The 18,724-nt window shown below is 39.9% G+C and carries 15 protein-coding genes; 13 read left to right on the top strand and 2 right to left on the bottom strand.

Annotation, left to right across the window (positions count from 1 at the left end):
- The first annotated feature begins 71 nt into the window (after window positions 1–71).
- The 6 genes from H5117_RS03765 to rlmB all read left to right on the top strand — a co-directional run bounded on the left by H5117_RS03765 (window position 72) and on the right by rlmB (window position 6,223).
- Window positions 72–242, top strand: a complete 171-nt coding sequence (locus H5117_RS03765) for a hypothetical protein (RefSeq protein ID WP_164487629.1) — start codon at window positions 72–74, stop codon at window positions 240–242.
- Window positions 239–1,339, top strand: a complete 1,101-nt coding sequence (locus H5117_RS03760) for a sensor histidine kinase (protein ID WP_182736223.1) — start codon at window positions 239–241, stop codon at window positions 1,337–1,339. The genes H5117_RS03765 and H5117_RS03760 overlap by 4 nt, the downstream gene beginning before the upstream one ends.
- Complete coding sequence (locus H5117_RS03755; RefSeq protein ID WP_024599310.1) at window positions 1,339–1,953, top strand: DNA-binding response regulator; 615 nt, start codon at window positions 1,339–1,341, stop codon at window positions 1,951–1,953. The genes H5117_RS03760 and H5117_RS03755 overlap by 1 nt, the downstream gene beginning before the upstream one ends.
- A gap of 98 nt (window positions 1,954–2,051) precedes the next feature.
- Window positions 2,052–2,786, top strand: a complete 735-nt coding sequence (locus H5117_RS03750) for an enoyl-CoA hydratase/isomerase family protein (protein WP_182736221.1) — start codon at window positions 2,052–2,054, stop codon at window positions 2,784–2,786.
- A 201-nt stretch (window positions 2,787–2,987) separates the two neighbouring features.
- Window positions 2,988–5,483 (top strand): ribonuclease R, encoded by a 2,496-nt coding sequence (gene rnr / locus H5117_RS03745; protein ID WP_058154169.1) that lies wholly within the window; start codon window positions 2,988–2,990, stop codon window positions 5,481–5,483.
- The gene (rlmB, locus tag H5117_RS03740) at window positions 5,480–6,223 is read left to right on the top strand and encodes a 23S rRNA (guanosine(2251)-2'-O)-methyltransferase RlmB (RefSeq protein WP_002958023.1); all 744 of its coding nucleotides are present in this window, start codon (window positions 5,480–5,482) and stop codon (window positions 6,221–6,223) included. Before rnr ends, rlmB begins: the two co-directional genes overlap by 4 nt.
- A gap of 219 nt (window positions 6,224–6,442) precedes the next feature.
- On the opposite strand, the gene H5117_RS03735 is transcribed toward rlmB, so the two are convergent.
- Together H5117_RS03735 and H5117_RS03730 are read right to left on the bottom strand one after the other, a co-directional pair.
- The gene (locus tag H5117_RS03735) at window positions 6,443–8,599 is read right to left on the bottom strand and encodes a TonB-dependent receptor domain-containing protein (RefSeq protein ID WP_182736219.1); all 2,157 of its coding nucleotides are present in this window, start codon (window positions 8,597–8,599) and stop codon (window positions 6,443–6,445) included.
- Between the two features lie 212 nt (window positions 8,600–8,811).
- Window positions 8,812–9,657, bottom strand: coding sequence for a LysR family transcriptional regulator (locus tag H5117_RS03730; protein ID WP_182736217.1), 846 nt, complete (start codon window positions 9,655–9,657; stop codon window positions 8,812–8,814).
- 126 nt (window positions 9,658–9,783) lie between these two features.
- On the opposite strand from H5117_RS03730, the gene H5117_RS03725 reads away from it, so the two are divergent.
- The 7 genes from H5117_RS03725 to H5117_RS03695 all read left to right on the top strand — a co-directional run bounded on the left by H5117_RS03725 (window position 9,784) and on the right by H5117_RS03695 (window position 18,614).
- A complete protein-coding gene (locus H5117_RS03725; protein WP_002958026.1) occupies window positions 9,784–10,383 on the top strand; it encodes a hypothetical protein in 600 nt (199 codons plus the stop codon).
- 98 nt (window positions 10,384–10,481) lie between these two features.
- A complete protein-coding gene (gcvT, locus tag H5117_RS03720) occupies window positions 10,482–11,564 on the top strand; it encodes a glycine cleavage system aminomethyltransferase GcvT (protein ID WP_182736215.1) in 1,083 nt (360 codons plus the stop codon).
- Window positions 11,565–11,637: 73 nt separating this feature from the next.
- A complete protein-coding gene (gene gcvH / locus H5117_RS03715) occupies window positions 11,638–12,027 on the top strand; it encodes a glycine cleavage system protein GcvH (RefSeq protein ID WP_149614718.1) in 390 nt (129 codons plus the stop codon).
- 175 nt (window positions 12,028–12,202) lie between these two features.
- Entirely contained in the window at window positions 12,203–15,094 is a 2,892-nt protein-coding gene (gene gcvP / locus H5117_RS03710; protein ID WP_182736213.1) for an aminomethyl-transferring glycine dehydrogenase, read from the top strand.
- Window positions 15,095–15,894: 800 nt separating this feature from the next.
- The gene (locus H5117_RS03705) at window positions 15,895–17,547 is read left to right on the top strand and encodes an ATP-binding protein (RefSeq protein ID WP_182736211.1); all 1,653 of its coding nucleotides are present in this window, start codon (window positions 15,895–15,897) and stop codon (window positions 17,545–17,547) included.
- A 460-nt stretch (window positions 17,548–18,007) separates the two neighbouring features.
- Entirely contained in the window at window positions 18,008–18,175 is a 168-nt protein-coding gene (locus tag H5117_RS03700) for a hypothetical protein (protein WP_182736358.1), read from the top strand.
- A 184-nt stretch (window positions 18,176–18,359) separates the two neighbouring features.
- On the top strand, window positions 18,360–18,614 hold the full coding sequence (locus H5117_RS03695) for a hypothetical protein (protein ID WP_182736210.1): 255 nt from the start codon (window positions 18,360–18,362) through the stop codon (window positions 18,612–18,614).
- The last annotated feature ends 110 nt before the right edge of the window (window positions 18,615–18,724 follow it).

The following is an 18,724-nucleotide window of genomic DNA, read 5'->3' as shown; positions in this document are numbered from 1 at the left end:
AGTTGATGACACTTCACACTCTTATTATTTTTGTACGCGGGCATAGTTACCTTACTCAACAGGAGGTAATTATGAATTCTTTAATTTTAATCAGCTTAACTATTAATGAAGTGCTAGAGGCATTAAGTTTTACTATTACGTACGCAGATTGCTTTATGCTGGTATGCATTTTTATGTTATTTATATTTATTAATAAAAATAGTGCTATAAGTAAAAATAATATGCCAGAGGTATTAGTATGAGCTCGTTAAGCAGCTTTTCTCAACAAAGTGATAAAGGTTTTTGGAAATATGGACATTTAATTTTTACCGGCTTTTATTTACTCCCGCTAATAATTAATTTTGCGAGCTTTACAGTTAACCAAATTGTTATGTCTTTAGCCTTCTATATTGCTTTTATTCTTTTGTATGTAAAAGCAATAAACTGTAAAAGCGCAGGGGTGACTAAGTTATTTGTAGCCATGCTCTTAATTTGTTTTTGCGCTACTTTTTACACCACAGGTACGCCTACTTTATTTGGTTTCGTAGCCTATATAGCAGGCTACTCTTACAGCTCCCGTCAAAGGATTTATGCTGCGATCGCAATTATATTCACGGTTTTATTAAGCACATATATTGGAGATATAGGTAAGGTTCAATACTTTTTAGGCGTTGCTTTGATTCTATGCGCCACATTATTTAGTTACGGTATTGCAGCAAAAAGAGAAAGCTTATACAAAAAGCGCGAACAAGAAAGCGCTAACCAACTAGAGCAATTAGCAGCTATTGCAGAGCGAGAACGAATAGCTCGCGACTTGCATGATATTTTAGGTCATTCACTTTCATCTATTGCTTTAAAAGCTGAGCTTGCTAATAAATTAAACCAAGGAGAGCGCTACGCTCAAGCAAATAGCGAAATTGCACAAGTGGCCGATTTGGCAAGGCAGTTACTTAGCGATGTAAGAAGCGCCGTAAGTGATTTAAAACAGCTTAATCTTGTCAGCCAAGTAGCACAGTTAAAGCAAAGGTTAATAGAGCAAGGATTTAACGTTTCATTTAATGTGGTTTTAAATGCTCTGCCCGCTAAAGTAGAGGGTATAGCAGGCCTTGTAATTAAAGAGGCAGTTACTAACTTATTACGCCATAGCAATACAAAAAATTGCGAAATAAATATAGAACAAACAGCGCAGCAGTTACTTATAACCGTAATTGACCATGGTCCGTGCAGTACATTGAATTCGGGCAATGGCCTAAATGGTATTAAAGAGCGAGCAGAGCAACTAAATGGCAGTGCAGTATTTGCCTGTGGCGATAATTTTACTTTAAAAGTAGTGCTTCCAATTACAGCTAAGGATTTATAATGATCAGAGTATATTTAGTGGAAGATCAGGCGCTTGTACGCGACGCAGTAGCAGCATTGTTAGGGCTTGATTTTAATATTGAGATTATTGGTCAAGCAAGTAACGGGCAAGATGCACTTAATGCAATTGAGGCGCTTGATAGTGATTTGCATCCCGATATAATTTTAACCGATATAGAAATGCCAACCATGAATGGTATAGAGCTTAGCGAAAAAATAGCCGCTAAATTTCCTGCTATAAAAATGGTTATTATGACTACATTTTCTCGTGCGGGTTATATTAGGCGAGCGCTTACGACTGGCGTAAAAGGTTTTATTTTAAAAGAAGCACCAAGTGAAGAGTTAATAAATGCGCTTAAAAAAGTAATGCAGGGACAAAAGGTAATTGACCCAGAGCTTGCTATTAATGCATTAGACGACGCAGATCCACTTACGGATAAAGAACGAAAAGCCCTTAAACTTGCAAGCGATGGCCTTAAAACAAGCGACATAGCCAAGCAGCTATTTATTAGCGAAGGGACTACGCGTAACTACCTATCTGATGCCATTGCAAAATTAAACGCCACTAACCGCATAGATGCTGCGCGTATAGCTAAACAAAAAGGGTGGCTTTAATTAGTGGGTTTATAAATTATAAGCAAAGTATTACTATGATATGTAAAAGTAACGAACAGCGCTTAAAATTGGCTTAAAAAGCGCTAAAAGAGGTTTTAATGGCAAATTTAATAGAACTAACAACCAAAAATAATATCGCTATACTCACCATGAATACTGCTGAAAACCGCCACAACCCAGCGTTTTTGGCTGAGTTTAATTTACACCTAGACCACATTGAAGCAGAACAAAATATTAAGTCAGTTATTTTAACGTCTTCAAGTGATAAAAACTGGTCATTGGGTATCGACCTTCAATGGATGTCTAATCCAAGTATTTTACCTGCAGCAATTTCAGACTTTATGATTCAAATAAGTGACTTATTTAAACGTATAGTTACTTTTCCTATGCCTATTATTGCTGCGTTAAACGGGCATACCTATGGTAATGGTTCTGTACTTGCGTGTGCGTGCGACTTTAGATTTATGAAATCAGACAAAGGCTTTTTTTGTTTTCCTGAAGTGGATGTAATGGTGCCGTTTGTTCCATCGATGTTTCCTATAATTAATAAAGCTATTTCGCAAACTTTCTTTAATCGTCTAGCTATGTCAGGAGAGCGGGTTGGTGCACAGCAGTTGCTAGAGAACAAAGTAGTTGAAGCTGTGTTTGCAAATAACGACGAACTACAAGCGGGTGCACTTGAGTTTGCCCAGCAATTTAATAAAAATCGTTGGATTTACGCTCAAAATAAAACACAAATGAATAAGCAGATTTTACTTACAATGAAAGAAGAAGACCCAAGCTTTATTGATAATATAAGTAAACTGCTGTGGAAAAACCTACAAAAAAAATAGTATAGATTTTAGCATTGCTACGAGATGACTAAACACTTTGCAGTTAAGGGATCGTTAAGCCCCATTGCGCTAGATTTTTAAACTATACAGCAAGGTAAACAGCAAGGTAAAAGTGCTTTCTTAAAAGTTTAATAGCTTTTACCTGTCTCATTATAACTATATGGGTTAAAATACCTACATAACCAACTAACAAGATAGTGAATGTCAAACCAAGATCCAAATCTCAGTCGAGAACAAGAAAAGTACGAAAACCCAGTCCCTAGTCGTGAGTTTATACTTACTCACCTTCAAGAGCGTTCAAAGCCTGCTAACTACGCGCAATTATGTGAAGAACTAGCAGTAAACGATGACGAACGCCAAATAGCATTTAAACGCCGCCTTCGCGCTATGGAGCGTGACGGACAGCTGTATTTCAATAAATTTAAATGCTACGCCCTAATTGACGAAGCCGGTTTAACCAAAGGCAAAGTAATAGGCCACAGAGACGGTTTCGGCTTTTTAGAAGTTGAAGGCGAGAGTAAAGATTGGTTTATTGCTAAGCACCAAATGAATATGGTGTTACATGGCGACATTGTACTAGCTAAAGGCACTAAACGTGGTTCTGGCTCAAAATGCGATGCACGTATTATAAAAGTGCTTACTAACGAGCGCGCGCCAATTGTTGGCCGTTACTTTGTTGAGCACGGTGTTGCTGTGGTAGTCGCTGAAGACCCGCGCATAACGCAAGATATAATGATTTTACCAGGCAACGAAAACGGTGCCCGCCATAACCAAATGGTGCAGGTTAAAATTACGCAAAATCCAAGCCGTAACATGAACGCGGTAGGTAAAGTTATAGATGTACTTGGTGAGCATTTAGCCCCAGGTATGGAAATTGAAGTTGCACTGCGCAATCACGATATTCCACATGTATGGCCAGAAGAAGTTGAAGCACAAGTTGCTCACCTAGGTGAATTTGTTGAAGAAGCTGACAAACAAGGTCGCGTAGATTTACGTGATTTGCCACTTGTAACTATTGATGGCGAAGATGCACGCGACTTTGATGACGCCGTATACTGTGAACCTAAAAAATCAGGTGGCTGGCGCTTATGGGTTGCCATTGCCGATGTATCGCATTACGTAGGAATGAACACGCCGCTTAACAAAGAAGCAATTTTGCGTGGTAACTCAGTGTATTTTCCTGAGCAAGTAATTCCGATGCTACCAAAAGTGCTTTCTAACGGATTATGTTCGCTTAATCCAAAAGTAGATCGCTTATGTATGGTTGCCGAAATGACCGTGTCGAGCGCGGGTAAACTTTCCGGTTATAAGTTTTACGAAGCGATAATGAACTCGCATGCACGTTTAACTTACACCAAAGTAAATGCCATTTTACAAAACGACGAAAAACTACGCGAAGAATACTCAGCCGTTGTGCCACATTTAACTGATTTACAGCAAATGTACATGGCACTTAAAGCTGCACGCCAAGACCGTGGTGCCATAGAGTTTGAAACCCTAGAAACACGTTTTGTATTTAACGCTCAGCGTAAAATAGAATCAATAGTGCCTGTTATTCGTAACGACGCGCACAAACTCATTGAAGAATGTATGATTTTAGCCAACGTATCAGCGGCTAAAATTCTTGAAAAGCACGAAGCAAGCGCGCTTTATCGCGTGCATGACGAACCAGACCAAGAAAAACTAGGTAACTTTACTAAGTTTTTAGGCGAGTTAGGTATTGAAAGTACATTAAGCGACGAGCCAACACCAAAAGAAATAACGCAAGTATTAGCGCGACTAGGTGACCGCCCAGAAGCTGAACTTATTCAAACTATGTTACTGCGTTCAATGAAACAAGCTGTATATCAGCCAGATAACATTGGTCACTTTGGTTTAGCGTTATCGGCTTACGCGCATTTTACATCGCCAATACGTCGTTACCCAGATTTAGTAGTGCATCGTGCTATTAAAGCCGTAATAAAAGCACAAGGTCAGCAAACGTCTGGCGAATACGCTTATACCGACGATGAAGTTGATCAACTAGGTGAGCAGTGTTCTACAACAGAGCGTCGTGCTGACGATGCAACTCGCGAAGTAGCTGATTGGCTTAAATGTGAGTTTATGCAAGACCATGTAGGTGAAGAGTTTGATGGTGTTATTTCATCGGTCACTAACTTTGGTTTGTTTATTCGTTTAGATGATTTACAAATTGATGGGCTTATACACGTTACTAATTTAGGCGACGAGTTTTTTGCGCATGATGCTGCAAAACACACCCTTATAGGTGAGCACTCTCACAAAGTTTATCGCCTTGGCGATAAAGTAACAGTAAAAGTTGCGTCGGTTAGTTTAGACGATCGCCGTATAAACTTAACGCTTAAAGGCGATGTTGCACAAGACAGATACTCACGTCGTCGTGCACCAAAAAAAGGTTCAGGTAAGTCTGAGCATGCGCCAGCAAGTGTGCGTTCGCAATTAAAAGCAGGCAAAGTACCAGGTAAAAAGTCGCACAGCGATGACAAACCAAAAGGTAAAAAAAAGCCAGCAAATAAAGATAAAGGCAAGCCTGCAAATAAGTCTGCAACAAAACCTGCAGATAAAAAAGCAGCAGACTCTGCCGTAAAGAAAAAACCAAAGAAGAAGGCCGTTAAAAAGCCTAAAAGAGCAGGCAAAAATGCCCGCAAACGTACTAGCCCAGGAGCAGACAATACGTGAGTAATGAATTAATTTTTGGCTTTCATTCTGTTGAAGCAATTTTAGAAAGCGAACCAGAGCGCTTTGTAGAAATTTACGCCCTTAAAGGTCGTGACGACAAACGCTCAACTCCGATTATTGATGAAGCACGTAAATTTGGTATTTCAGTACAGTTTATGCAGCGTAAAGCCCTTGATAGCAAATCAAAAGGTGAGCAGCATCAAGGTATTATTGCTAACGTAAAAGCAGCGCCAACGTTTAATGAAAAAGATCTTGATGCGATAATCGCTCGTGAAGACACACCGTTTTTACTTGTGCTTGATGGTATTACCGATCCGCATAACTTAGGCGCATGCCTACGTAGTGCAGACGCGGCAGGTGTTCACGCTGTGATTGTACCTAAAGATAAGTCGGCTAAGCTTAACGGTACCGCACGTAAAGTTGCATGTGGCGCAGCCGAAACAGTTCCGCTTATTCAAGTGACTAACCTTGCGCGTACGCTTCGCGAAATTAAAGATGCAGGCGTATGGGTTGTAGGTACCGCTGGCGAAACTGATAACCACGTATTTGACGCAAGCTTAACAGGGCCAATGGCTATTGTTATGGGCGCAGAAGGCGAGGGCATGCGACGCTTAACGCGTGAGCATTGCGATATGCTTGTTAAAATCCCAATGGCGGGTACTGTTTCAAGCTTAAACGTATCGGTAGCCACGGGTATTTGTTTGTTTGAAGTATTACGCCAACGTAACGCAAATAACTAATATATAAAACGATAAGTTTTATGTATTAAAAAGCCGAGATTGAAATTCAATCTCGGCTTTTTTGTGTCTGTAATTTCCGCTTTAACTTTGCACCAATTGTACTGAATTGATGCTCTATTATAGCTATAGGAAAATAACTCTATAGCAAGGCAAAAATAACGAAATATAGTTGTTCTTATATGAGTTATTTTTAACGCAGCTAGAGAGCTATTTAACTCGTTAGAATGAGTATGTGTAGCCCATCTGTACCGTACGCGGCTTACCTGGCTGAATGCCACCGTTTGAACGGTTAGCAACGTATGTTTTATCAAACAAGTTATCAACGCTTAGGTATACTTTTTGATTTTCATCGATTAAGTATTTAGCAGCTAAATCCCATACTACGCGGCTATCAATTGCGTTTAAGCCCGACTGCGTTAAGTTAGCATGCGCATCAGATACGTAACGTATTTGGCTGTTAACTACAAACGTAGAAAACTCAGCACCTAACGATAACGCTACTTGGCTTTCTGGTACGTAAGGCATTGCATCGCCTTTTTCTACCGCGCCCCAAATTTCTGAATCAAAATCGTTTTTAAACTCAGAGTCTGTGTAGGTGTACGTTAATTTAACTGGGAACATAGCTGTATCAGTTGCAAACTTACGTGCTGCACTAAATTCAAAGCCTGCTACTTCTACTTCACCGTAGTTGTATTGGTCGCCAATGTTGTCGTCGCTACAACCAACCGCTGCAGTACAGTTACCGTGCATGTTGTCGTAATCTGAGTAAAAAGCAATTACTTCACCGCTAAAGCCATCCATATTAAAGCGAGAGCCAAACTCAATGTTTACACTTTCTTCTTCTTCTTGGTCTGCATTACCAGGTGCTGCTGGTGCATACCCTTTTTGAATGCCCGCAAGTAGCGTTACGTTTTCGTTAAGCGTGTATGTAGCACCTAGTGACGGCACTAAAATTTCAGTGTCGTTCGACACATCTTTAGTTAAACCGTTGCTGCGTGTTGGATCTGATTTAGACCACTCTTCACGCGTAATCGTAATGTCTTCATAACGAAGACCTGCACTTACTACTAATGCATCAATTGTCCACTCGTCTTGAATAAACAAGGTGCTTGCTTCTGCACTATCTACGCGGTTGCTATCAGAGCCCGGAACGCCTTGCTCTGTAAGCGTTAAGCTTAGGTCTTGATTAAGTGTGTATTTGTCTTCCCACTGAAAACGATCCATTTCGTCTTCGTGGTAACGTACGCCAACAGTCACATAGTGATCGCCTGCAGGAATATGTAATTCAGACTGAATACCTTTAGCTTGGTAGTCGCGGTTATTAGCTTTAACACCAATACCTTCAATGCCTTCGCTTGTTGGGTTTGCTTCAAAATCGCTGTACTGCTCAAGAGTACTTAAACCTACGCTGCTGGCTTTATACCAGTTACGATGAAAATCGTTTAAGTAAGCCGTTGCTAAAAATTCATAGCCATCACCAAAACGGTACGCGTAGTTAAGTTGGTATGCGTTATGGCGAGTATTCATTTCATCGTTTTGCGATGCAGCATAACGACGGTAAGGACTTTCTTGATAGTCTTCGTCAGTTAAGCCCATGTATGTTTCGTCTGATGTTTCGTCAGAGTACTTAATTTTTAGCTCAAGATTATGCGCATCGTTTTGACCAAACGTATGGCCAAACTTTAATAGTAAATCTGTTTTTTCAAAGCCGGTGTTGTCATTGCCTACTGGCAGCTCTTTAAAGCCGTCTGCGCCGTAAGTAAATACTTCAATTAAACCCGCTGTGTTATTTTTTTCTTTACCAAAGTAAGCGTGGCCTTTGTAGTAACCGTCGCTACCAAGGGCTGCATCTACCATACCTTTTGAGCTATTTGGCTCAGTTGGTAAGCTGCGCGAAAGTAAGTTTAAAACACCACCTGTAGTACGCGGGCCGTACTTAACTGAGGCTGCGCCTTTTAATACTTCAATAGATTCCATACGACCCATAGTAGGGAAGTAGTATGCAGAAGGTGCTGAATATGGTGCTGGTGCAACTAATACACCGTCTTCCATTACTGATATTTTATCGTTACGGCCAGTACCTGTACCGCGCATACCAATATTAGGACGAAGGCCATAACCGTCTTCTTCTTGCACGTAAACGCCCGGAACAGACGCTAAAACGCGAGAAATATCGGTAAACTGGAATTTTTGCAGATCTTCTTCAGAAATAAACGTAGCTGAACCAGGAATATCGTTAATTGCTTGCTGAGAGCCAATAACAGTAATTTGTTCAAAGCGTTGTTCTTTATTGCTGGTGTCTTTTGCTATTGCAGTAGCACTAAAAGACAAAGCAACCGCAGTTGCTAAAGTAGATACTAAAAACTTAGGGTTCATTGTGTTCCTAATCATGTCAATTATCTTAATTGGCGCAATTTGAACACGTTAACGAATGCGAATCAATGTTATTAACTATTTAATTATTCAGTTTAATAGAACTAAAAACACCTGCTTATGCAACTTAATTAACTAAATTGTTTCTTTTGTATTGTTTTGTAATTGTTTTACTAACTATAAAGGCTGAACGAATTATATGTGCTACGTAAGCGCTAGCCCAAGCGTAGAGCTATAAATTCAGCGAGTTTATCTACCGCATTTTCCGACTCACCCGAACTTTTAACCAAGCTAATACCAATATTACCAAGAGCTGGTAAATGCTTGGTTTGAACCTGATAGTTAAGCTCACTCGGTACTGTACTTTTGGCAAGTACCGTAATACCTAAGCCTTCTTTTAATGCAGCAATAAGGCCGGTTAAATCGGCGTTGCTATAAACTATTCGGTATTTAATGCCTGCACTTTTTAATGCATCAGTAGCACGGCGACGATAAATACATCCCTCTGGTGCGGTAACTAGGGTAACCACCTCATTATGCGCAAGTGACAGGTCGCCTACCCACACTAGTTCGTCTTGCGTAAAAATAGGAAACTTATCAGAGTTGAGTCGCTCATTTAGCGCAAGTACTAAATCAAACTGGTCTTGGCGAGAAGCCGAAAGCAAATGCTTACTTAAACGCGACTTAACCTCTAACGACACCTCAGGGTAGAGCGCCACAAAGTCGCCAATAATTGAGGGTAAAATACGCGCTGCAAATTCGCTCGGAATACCCAAGCGCACTTTACCTGCAATGTTTTCTGAGGTGAACTGCTGCAAAATAGCATCGTTGTGTTGCATCATTTGTTTTGCCATAGGCAATAATAGCTCGCCGTACTGGTTTAATACTTGGCGCTGCCCTTGTTTTTTAAATAGTTTATAGCCAAGCACGTCTTCTAAGCGCTTGATTTGCAAACTTACAGCAGGTTGCGAAAGGCCAAGTAAATCGCCTGCTTTAGCAAAGCCACCTATTTCAACTACCATTACAAAAGTACGTAAACCGTCTGTTGATATGTTTTTCATATTTAAAATTACAATTTATATAGCCATATATATAAGTATTATTTATCAATTGATAAATAATTACAATTTGTTGTTGATAGACGTGGGCAATATACTTTTGTAATCGAAAATACACAGGTGTTTGTTATGACTTTTAACCCAATAATGTTTGCCCGCCACAGCAACGCAAGTAGTGCGGTTACTAACGCTTTGCAAACTAACAACAATCACGTTGTAATGGATTTTAGCGGAACCGAAACCAGTGTATTTTTAAGCACTATTTTAGGCCTTGATTTAACTAAGCTTACCGCCAGCGGTTTAGGCTTAAAAGGCACGCTTGATGGCGACTATAATTCTGACTACAGTTTTGCTGTTTATTACTTTAGCGAAACCGCCTTTAGATTCGTACTACCACACAACGCAAGCCTTCAACTACAAGCGCTTATAAACGAGCAGCAATTACGTTTTGATATTGATTATGTAGTACGCACCGACCTAGCAAGCTTTATTTTAAGTGGCGACAACGCATTTGATACCCTAGTTAATGCTTTTAAATTAACACCAGGTTTGCGCCTTTCTGACGCGCAACTTTGCTACGGTGCACAAAGCGGTGATGTATTTATTACCGCCATTGATAAAAACGACGAACAACACTTTGTATTAGTAGCTAAACAACAAGAATTACAAAAATGGCAAAGCTACATGCAAGCGCAAGGCTTTGCACTTATGCATAGTGAAGCCGCATAACGAATAAAAACAACAGGCGAGCATAACAATGTTTATCTGTTTTTATATCTATTTAAGCCACGCCCTAAACAGGGTTAATTTAAACGTGAAGGAATGTTATGACTTCTAAAACTGTACTACATGCTAAGCACCTAGAAGCGGGCGCAAAAATGGTTGATTTTCATGGCTGGGAAATGCCAATCAACTACGGCTCACAAATAGAAGAACACAATAGCGTACGTACCGACGCTGGTATGTTTGACGTATCACACATGACTATTGTTGATATTGAAGGGCCTCAAGCAAAAGCATTTTTACGTAAGCTAGTAGCTAACGACGTTGCAAAATTAACCGTACCAGGCAAAGCGCTTTACACAGGCATGCTTAACGAGCAGGGCGGTGTAATAGACGACTTAATTATTTATTTCTTTAGTGAAACGTTTTACCGCCTAGTTGTTAACTCAGCGACGCGTGAAAAAGACCTAGCGCATTTAGCTAACGTATCGAGCGACTTTGACGTAACTGTTACAGAGCGCCCAGAGTTTGCAATGATTGCAGTGCAAGGCCCTAACGCTAAAGCAAAAACAGCTACTCTTTTAAATGCTGAGCAACAAGCCGCTGTTGAAGGTATGAAGCCATTTTTTGGTGTTCAAGTAGGTGATTTATTTATTGCCACAACGGGTTATACTGGCGAAGACGGTTACGAAATAGTAGTACCGAACGACCAAGCAGCCGATTTATGGCAACAACTGCTAGACGCAGGTGTTAAGCCTGCTGGTTTAGGTGCACGCGACACGCTACGTTTAGAAGCAGGTATGAACCTTTACGGCCTAGATATGGACGAAAGCGTATCACCACTTGCAGCTAACATGGCATGGACCATTGCATGGGAACCAGAAGATCGTGACTTTATTGGTCGTGACGTACTTGTTAAGCAACGCGCAGAAAAAAGCACTGACAAACTAGTTGGCTTAGTGTTTGAAGAAAAAGGCGTTTTGCGTAGCGGTTCTAAAGTAATTGTTGATGGTGGGATAGGTATTATTACTTCTGGTACTTTTTCACCGACACTTGGTTTTAGTGTAGCCCTTGCACGTGTACCACGTTCAACAGGCGATACAGCTCAAGTAGAAATGCGTAAAAAATTAGTAAACGTTAAAGTAGTAAAGCCTAGCTTTGTACGTAACGGTAAATCAATAATTTAAATAATTTGGTTATATCAATCAGTGTAATTACAGTGATTGATATCCTCCCAATATAAACCAAAGGACAAATAAAATGAGCAACATTCCTAGCGAGTTAAAATACGCACCTTCACACGAGTGGGTTCGTGACGAAGGCGACGGTACATTTACTGTTGGTATTTCTGAGCATGCACAAGAACTTCTTGGCGACATGGTATTTGTTGAATTACCAGAAGTTGGCGACGAAGTAGACGCTGGCGAAGACTGTGCAGTAGCAGAGTCAGTTAAAGCAGCATCAGACATTTACGCACCTATCAGTGGCGAAATTGTTGCTATTAACGAAGAACTTGAAGACTCACCAGAAACAGTAAACAACGACGCTTACGGCGACGGTTGGTTATTCCGTATTAAAGCATCTGACGAGTCTGAACTAGACAACTTATTAGACGCTGAAGGTTACTCGCACACTATCGACGAAGAATAATTATTCTTTGTAGATAACTAAAAGCCCCGTGTGTTTTATTTAGATATCGGGGCTTTTATGATTTTACAGTTAACTTTTCCATACAAAGTAAGCTGTTAAATTATAAGAATTTTAAGTTATTGCTGTTTACCCATCAGCAGTAGCCACATTTTTTGGATCATAGGAATCTGGACACATGTCAAACGCCAAATCTCTTGAAGAACTAGAGCAAAAGCAAGATTTTATTCGCCGCCATATTGGGCCAAGCCCAGCACAAGTAAGCGATATGCTAAGTGCTTTAGAAGTATCGAGTGTGCAAGAGCTCATTGACCAAACTGTACCGGCTAGCATTCGTCTAGAGCAACCGTTAACAGTTGGACAAAGCCGTACTGAAGTTGAAACACTAAGCTACTTAAAATCAGTAGCAAGCAAAAATAAAGTTTTCAAATCGTACATTGGCCAAGGCTACCACCCAACTAACGTACCGCACGTAATTTTACGTAACGTACTAGAAAATCCAGGTTGGTATACAGCGTACACACCGTATCAGCCAGAGATTGCTCAAGGGCGTTTAGAATCATTATTAAACTTCCAAACTATGACCCTAGATTTAACCGGTCTTGATTTAGCAAGTGCGTCACTACTTGACGAATCAACAGCGGCTGCAGAGGCTATGGGCCTTGCAAAACGCGTATCAAAAGCTAAAAAAGCCAATGCCTTTTTTATTGCCGACGACGTACACACACAAACAATCGACGTAGTAACAACGCGTGCCGAGCAGTTTGGATTTGAAATAATTGTAGGTAAAGCAGAAGATGCCGTAAACCACGACATTTTTGGCGCATTGTTCCAATACCCAACTACATCGGGCGAAGTGGTAGACATAACTGACCTAATTGCTGGCGTACAAAGCAAAAAGGCGATTGCCTGTGTTGCTGCCGACATAATGAGTTTATTACTGTTAAAAGCGCCGGGTAAACTAGGTGCAGACGTAGTACTTGGTTCGGCTCAACGTTTTGGCGTACCTATGGGTTACGGCGGTCCACACGCTGCATTTTTTGCAACACGTGACGCATACAAACGTTCATTACCAGGTCGTATTATTGGTGTATCTAAAGACCGTTTAGGTAACGACGCACTACGTATGGCAATGCAAACGCGCGAACAACACATTCGCCGCGACAAAGCCAATTCAAACATTTGTACAGCGCAAGTATTACTTGCCAACATGGCAGCGTTTTACGCGGTGTACCACGGCCCACAAGGCTTAAAAACTATCGCGCAGCGTATACATCGCTTTGCTGATATTTTAGCAAGTGGCCTTAAAGCTAAAGGCATCGCACTTAAGCACAGCACTTGGTTTGATACGCTAACAGTAGTAAGCGATAGCAAAGACGACGTAATAGCGCGTGCAATTGCAAAAGGCGTAAACTTTGCAACAAACCACGAAGGCGAGTATTCAATTTCGGTATCAGAGACTACAACACGTGCAGATATCGCTGAGTTATTCGATATTATTTTAGGCGAAGGCCATGGCCTCAGTGTTGACGCTATTGCAGCCGACGTTGAAGCAAATGGCAGCGAGTCAATCCCTGCAAGTTTAGTACGTGACGACGAAGTACTAACGCATCCAAACTTTAACAGCTACCACAGCGAAACAGACATGCTTCGCTACATTAAGCGACTAGAAAGCAAAGACTTATCGCTTAATCACTCAATGATCTCGTTAGGCTCATGTACCATGAAACTAAACGCGACTGCTGAGATGATCCCAATTACGTGGCCTGAGTTTGCAAACCTTCACCCATTCTGCCCGCTAGATCAAGCAGAGGGTTACCAAATTATGATTGGCGAGCTACACGACTGGTTAGTAAACATTACCGGTTACGATGCAGTATCACTACAGCCAAACTCTGGCGCGCAAGGTGAATACGCAGGCTTAATCGCGATTCGTAAATACCACGAATCACGCGGCGACGCACACCGTAATGTATGTTTAATCCCAAGCTCTGCGCACGGTACTAACCCTGCATCAGCGCAAATGGCGAGCATGAAAATTGTGGTAGTTAACTGCGATAAAAACGGTAACGTAGACATGGTTGACCTTAAAGCGAAAGCTGAGGAAGTGTCTGAAAACTTATCGTGTATTATGATCACATACCCGTCTACGCATGGCGTATACGAAGAAACAATTCGCGAAATTTGTGACATTATTCATGAGCACGGCGGCCAAGTTTACATGGACGGCGCAAACATGAACGCGCAAGTTGGTGTAACAAGCCCAGGCTTTATTGGCTCAGACGTATCGCACTTAAACTTGCATAAAACGTTTTGTATTCCACACGGTGGCGGTGGTCCAGGTGTTGGCCCAATTGGTGTTAAATCGCACCTTGCGCCGTTTATGCCAAACCACAGCGTAATTAACGTACCAGGTACTAACATTGGTAACGGTGCAGTATCGGCAGCGCCTTACGGCTCAGCCGCTATTTTACCTATTTCATGGGCTTACATCACCATGATGGGTTCAGAGGGCTTAAAGCAAGCTACTGAAATGGCAATTGTTAATGCTAACTACTTAACGCATGAGCTAAGCAAGCACTTCCCAATTTTATACCGTGGTCGTAACAACCGTGTTGCTCATGAATGTATTGTTGACTTACGCCCGCTTAAAGAGCTATCAGGCATTACTGAAATGGACGTAGCTAAGCGCTTGCAAGACTACGGCTTCCATTCACCAACAATGTCGTTCCCAGTAGCTGGCACATTAATGATTGAGCCAACTGAGTCTGAATCAAAAGGTGAGATTGATCGCTTTATCGAAGCTATGGTGTCAATTAAAGGCGAAATTGAAAAAGTAATCTCTGGCGAATGGTCAATCGAAAACAACCCGCTAGTGTTTGCACCGCATACACAAGGCGACGTATTAGGTAACGAATGGGACCGCGCGTACGACCGTTTTTACGCTGCATTCCCAGTACCTGCAGTGGCTAAAAACAAGTTCTGGCCAACCGTTACACGTATAGATGATGTATACGGTGACCGTAACTTAGTATGTTCATGCCCAGCGGTAGAGACATATCGCGATTAGTAATTTTTAAAATTTCCAAATAAAGATTGGGAATTTATAAAATTTAAAAGCCGTTGCAGCAATGCAACGGCTTTTTTGTGCGTGGTGATAAGCCATAAATTATATGAACGTTGGGTAGAGAGCAACGAAACCCAAAGGGTTAGTTAAAATTGTAGGTCGTCCTTTAGGGCGATAAGTGAATTTCACCACAGAGATCACAGAGGCGCTTCACGCTACACCGAGGTTCAATATTGCTGTAGGAGTCGGCTTCAGCCACGAATGATTTAACACCAGTAGATAGAGTTAACCACCGTAGGCGCTAAGTTTGCTGGCGTGTGTAATTTGTAGGTTGGGCTTTAGCCCAAAAAGTTGTATCACCTTGGCTGATGGTTTTTATTGCTAACTTGCTAACTTTTATCGGGATAAATCCGCGACCTACATTAGAAACCTTATTCAAGTTTTTTTGCCAGATTGCTGGCGGCAACCAAGGGGCGGCTGCCGCCGACCGCCCCTTGGAACCCCACGGCGCCCCGAGCATCACGCTTAATCCTTCAAAACACAATTGATGTGAACGTAAACGCCATGAAAGCACATCCATGTGCAAGCATGGCTTTCATTTCATCCATGAAATGCATTACTCATCAATTGCTTATTCTCAAGGCGTGATGACGGGGGAGGGTGTTAAACTTGAGATTGGTGTTTAGTCTTGGCAAGAAACAAGATCTGATTCTCTGCATTTGCATCTTATTTTGTTATAAACACTTAATTTATTGGGTAAAATATGATTAGATAGATTCAAAATATTGTAGGGAAGCTGAATTGTGGCAAAAGTCGAAGTTGATACTAAAGGAATTAAAAATCGTTTAAAATCATATAAATCATTTAAGGCAATTTCTGAATATATCTGGAATGGCTTTGATGCTGGCGCAAGTCAGATATTAGTAGACTTTTCTTTTGATGAAGACGTTGGCAATATTAATTCTTTAAGTATTTCTGATAATGGTTCAGGTATCGATTTTTCTTTGTTAAAAGATAAGTTTAAACCAGTCTTAAAGTCAGAAAAAAAAGATCTACTGAGCTCGAACAGTTCATCTCTACTTCATGGTAAGAATGGTTTAGGGCGTTTAACATTTTATCATTTTTCTGCTAATGCTATTTGGACTACAACATATAAAAAAGGTAATACTTACCAAGAGTATTCCATTAAAGTCGATAGTGATACTCTAGACGATTATAATGAATCCTCACCAATAAACTCTCCAAGCTCTACAAGTAAAACCGTAGTTACATTTCACGGATTTGATGCGAAATTTTCTAAACTGTACTTCGAATCACATGTCATAAAATTTTTAAAGAAAGAGTTTTGCTGGTTTTTGGAACTAAATAACAGTTTAGGATTTAGCATAATAATAAATGGCGTTCCTCTAGATTATGATGCCTTAGTTGGAGAACGTGATTTTAAAGAAATATGCATTTCAGATTATAAATTTAATATTAATTACATTCGTTGGAAATCAGCCCCTAATAACCAACCATCTAGGTATGTTTTTACATCATCTACTGGTTTAACTAAGCATTTCCAAACAACTAAATTCAATCGAAAGGGTGACAGTTTCCATCACTCATTAACAATCCAAAGTGATTACTTTGATAACTTTATCGTTGGTAAGCAGAATGGGACTCAAGATCATTTTAATACGTCAGCCACTGATGAAGAGTTCAAAGAATTAATAAGAGAGTTAGACAGTTTTGTTAGAGGAAAAAGAACACCTCTACTGCATCAATTTGCTAAAGAACTTGTAGAAGATTATGAAAAGAATGGTATTTTCCCTACTTTCAACTCAAGTGACAAGTATCAAGTGTTAAAAGCTCAGGATCTTAAATCAACTGTTCAGTCTTTATATGAGATTGAACCCGCAATATTTAAGGAACTAAATAAAACTCAAAAGAAAACTTTTGTAGGATTCCTTAATTTAATATTAGACGGTGGTGAACTTGAGAATCTCTTTAAGATTCTGGAGAGTGTTATTGATATAGACTCTGCTCAAAGAGAGCAATTTGCTAAACAATTAAATGTTACTAAATTAGGCAACATTATTGAGTCAATAGATTTAATTGTTGATAGAAAAAGATCTGTTGAAGATTTAAATAAACTTGTTTTTGATAATTCGTTATATGCTAAAGAAGTTCCTCATTTACAAAATAAAATGGAAAAGTGTTATTGGCTACTTGGAGAACACTTGAGATTAGTCACAGCAGCTGAACCAAAGTTTCAAGAAGCACTAGATAGATACTCTTATTTATTAAGAGGTGAGAAGCCTGAAGAAACTTCTAAAGAGCTAGTCGAAGGTGAGCATAAATTAAAAGAAATGGATTTATTCTTAACTACTAGAACTATTTATAATGACAAAATAGAAAATATAGTGGTTGAATTAAAGCACCCTACTAATGTGAAGCTTGGAAAAAAGAAATAGACCAAGTTTTTAATTATTACCACCAAATTAAATCTACAGATGGGTTTAATACTAATCAAGAGAGCTGGAAATTCTATTTAATAGGAAATAGATATGATGGTAGTGAATTCATTGAAGAGCAAATAGATAATTTAAAACATTTTGGAGAAAAGTACCTAGCATATAGAGGTAAGTACGATGTTTATGTTGTTCTTTGGGAGGAGTTATTTACAGACTTTGAGATTAAGCACAACTTCCTTTTAGATAAGCTATCCATCCAACGTGATAACTTAATTGAAGATGAAGAACTATTATTAGCTGACGATTTTGCCAATGTAGAAAGAAGTTCTGACCAAGCTTCTGAGGTTACGCTAGATAAAATGACGTAATTAGAATACCAGTAGGCTCACCGATTAGGACTAAAGGGGTTCAGACATCAAAGGTCTAGATTTATAGTTTACTACTCATTGAGTGAATTACTATGTCTAGGCCGCTGCGAATAGAGTACGAGAACGCATTTTATCATGTGATGAACCGTGGAAGAGGGCGTGAAAATACCTTTTTGAGTGATGACAGCTTTAAATATTTTTTATATTGCATTGAGCAAGCAAGCCTTCGATTTAATATTGAAGTGCATTATATTGTTTAATGACAGTGAAGCGCTTTCATCCACTTTTTTTAAGTTAATATAGTTTTTTATAAATTGTACTTCTCATGAGCTTAGAAATGTTTTATTGATTCACTTTTCAATATATGTAAGCATTGAGACAGCACAAATTACTACATGCTGTAGTATGCTTTTTTAGGGAAAATTAATAACGCAAGGAGCGGACATGACTAACCAATTCTTAGTACCAAACGACTACGCTATTCATATTGTAGAAAAGCGAATGAGTATCGATGCTTTAATAATCGCACTCTATAACACTCCCTCTGAAAAGACATTCAAACACTTTAAATTTGTAAACTCACACATTGTTGATGGCTATGCAAAACCTGGGCAGATCGTATTGATATCTCCAATCAATACAATGGAATGCACTGAGCTAGAACAGCAATTTCAAGCTTCAGCCTGTAGTGGTCAATAAAATTTGGCCACAGTTTTAGAATCTTGATATCTAACCTCAGATTCATTTGGCGCTAAACCGGCATTATAATGATGCGGCCTAACGTTGTTGTAATATCCGTTGATATAATC

This window comes from Pseudoalteromonas sp. SG45-1, assembly GCF_014164135.1.
Taxonomy (GTDB): Bacteria; Pseudomonadota; Gammaproteobacteria; order Enterobacterales; family Alteromonadaceae; genus Pseudoalteromonas; species Pseudoalteromonas distincta.
The sequence above is the reverse complement of the archived record's forward strand: the minus strand, read 5'-3'. Positions and strand labels throughout refer to the sequence as shown.